The sequence below is a fragment of the Veillonella sp. KGMB01456 genome, from assembly GCF_023051165.1.
GTDB lineage: Bacteria > Bacillota > Negativicutes > Veillonellales > Veillonellaceae > Veillonella_A.
In genome coordinates this window covers 1-2,786 of sequence record NZ_JALKIG010000077.1, presented here as the reverse complement: position 1 = coordinate 2,786, position 2,786 = coordinate 1, and the positions used below count along the sequence as shown (strand labels likewise).

Sequence of the window (2,786 nt, the reverse complement as noted above, 5' to 3'; positions counted from 1 at the left end):
CACAGGAACAATATTGTGTCTTATTTATTTGTCGCATTTGATTATACTATGAACCCTTAATAAACTTATATTAGGCCCCAAAAAAAGATGTTGACGGAACTTAGAAGTAAGTGGTATAGTTAAGTATGTTATTAGGCCTCGTGTAGACATGAAACCTTAATCGCTATTATATGATCAACATTTTTGGAGTAGCCCTTCATGAAACAACAGAAGAAATCAAGGAATGCTGGGAAACCGAAGAGAGGAGGGGGGCCTCTTTGTTGTTTTATCTAATTCTTGGGAAGGAGAGTCTGTGATCATCATAGTGTGGCGAAAGAGTCGTTGGAAATATTGATTTTGCTGTACAAAAGGAAATCATTATAACGACATAACGACATGGAAAAGAAGTATTTTGAGGATTTGCTATTAAGGCCATTACGCTCCCTGTGTTTGTAAGAAATCTGGCAAGAAGATCAACGTATTAGGCGCTAGAGATAGATGGTGCCGCTTTTGTTCTAAACCATGTGAAAAGCTGTACTGGAAACATCGTGAAAGGGATAAAGCTATGTTTTATCGCTTGCTCTATTGCCAGTATTGTGGAGAGACAGTGGTCCTAATGCTGCAAGAGATGTCATTTAGCAAACAATTGAGTGACAAGAAAAATAGTGAATGGTTAGTAAAAGTAAAGTGGATTATCGTTTTACACTGTATTTCAAGGGAAGAGGAGGATGTATCATGAATTTGGATTACAAAGTTGTTTGGAGCAAAACGAAGAATTGCTATATTGTGGTTTCTGAGATTGCGAAAAGACATGGAAAAGGAAAACCTGCACGTACATGCGCTGCCGCTCTTTTAGCTGCATTTGCTCTTACTAGCGTTATGGGAATGAGCGAGGCACAAACAACAACTACTATCAATGCCAATGCGATTAACACCAATGCACTGAATGCAAAATACAACCTGTCCGTAGGTACTGCAAATGAAAACGGCACCATGCCGTTCTTCGTAAACAGCAACGGCGCATTCTATGCTGCCAACGGCAAATTGGTGGTAGATAAAGACGGCAAAGTAACCGCAACCGCAGGCGAAATCGGCAACGTAGTTCTGAATAATGGCGTATTCACCGGTAATTCCAAACTGCGTGATGGCGAGCTGTTCGTAGGCGATGCAAGCGGCAACTACAGCCAAATCACTCCGAATTCCGCTAAACTTGGTAAGGTTAGTATTGACAAAGACGGCAATATCATAGGGGCCAATGCGATTAACACCAATGCACTGAATGCAAAATACAACCTGTCCGTAGGTACTGCAAATGAAAACGGCACCATGCCGTTCTTCGTAAACAGCAACGGCGCATTCTATGCTGCCAACGGCAAATTGGTGGTAGATAAAGACGGCAAAGTAACCGCAACCGCAGGCGAAATCGGCAACGTAGTTCTGAATAATGGCGTATTCACCGGTAATTCCAAACTGCGTGATGGCGAGCTGTTCGTAGGCGATGCAAGCGGCAACTACAGCCAAATCACTCCGAATTCCGCTAAACTTGGTAAGGTAACTATCGATGAAAAAGGCAAGATTTCCGGCGTAGCAGCAGGTACGTCGGATACCGATGCTGTCAATGTAGGGCAGCTGAAAAATGCTGTCGCAGATTCAGCGAAAGCTTCTGATGTGGGCAATATAGGCAATATTCACAAAGAGCTTCAGAACAAAGATGGGAGTAAGACGACGGTCGTCGATGCAGTAAACAATCTGGACAATAAGGTCGGAGATTTGAAATACAGTGCTGTCACCAAGGGGGATATCAAAGACGGAGACAGCTCGACAACGGCGATTGGCAAGCTAAACCAGAAACTGTCTGGTGTAGCTGCTGTAGCAGGTCAACACAGCAGTGTTTCTACTAACGATGCAAATATCAAGATCCAAGAGGGAACCAATGCAGCGGGTGGTAAGGACTATCAGCTGAGCCTGAACCCGGATCAGAAGCTTCATAGCGTCACCACAGGCGAAACAAAGATGGATACGAAGGGCCTTTCCATCGGCGACAAGACCTATGTGAGCAAAGACGGCTTGAATGCCAATAATCAGACCATCACGAATGTAAAAGACGGAAAGATTGAGGAAGGCTCCAAGGATGCCGTGAATGGCGGACAGCTGTATGCGACAAATCAGCTGGTAAAGGATAATGCTAGCAATATTTCGCTTCTTGGTAATTCAATCAATAGGCTGGACAATCGTGTGGACAAGGTCGGTGCAGGGGCAGCTGCTCTCGCCGCACTCCATCCGCTCGATTTCGACCCGGAGGATAAGTGGGACTTTGCAGCAGGCTATGGCAACTACAGTGGTGCAAGTGCCGTGGCGCTCGGTGCATACTATCGCCCAAATGAAGACACGATGTTCTCTGTCGGTGGCAGCTTCGGCAATGGAGAAAATATGGTGAATGCAGGCGTAAGCCTGAAACTCGGTCATAGCAACCATGCACCGGCTTCCAAAGCTGCTATGGAGAAAAAGATCAGTGCTCTTAGTCAGGAAGTAGAAGAGCTGAAGGCTGCAATCGCGGATCTCCGCGCAGCGCAGACGAAAGCAAAAGATGCAACAGCAAAAGACGCACAGAAGAAATAAGCTGGGTTTGACGACCGCATTTATTTTGGCGTGAATATGAAAGTTGGCAGAAAAGACTTAAAGACTTTTTCTGCCAACTTTTTTTGCTCTTTGTCAAATTTTGGGGCCTATAGGACATTTTGAGTTGGTTTTTAGGGGCTGTAACGAAATTGAGTTTTTTAACTCACATTTCAGTTACAGCTCCCTTT

1 protein-coding gene is annotated in these 2,786 nt (G+C 44.7%); it reads left to right on the top strand.

Annotated features, from left to right (window positions below; all coding sequences use genetic code 11):
- The first annotated feature begins 714 nt into the window (after nt 1-714).
- Nucleotides 715-2,598, top strand: coding sequence for an ESPR-type extended signal peptide-containing protein (locus tag MXE28_RS11340; protein ID WP_247240186.1), 1,884 nt, complete (start codon nt 715-717; stop codon nt 2,596-2,598).
- Nucleotides 2,599-2,786 lie beyond the last annotated feature (188 nt).

Excerpts from the sequence above, each read along its gene's own strand:
- MXE28_RS11340 (WP_247240186.1), top strand. The coding sequence starts at position 715 with ATGAATTTGGATTACAAAGTTGTTTGGAGCAAAACGAAGAATTGCTAT.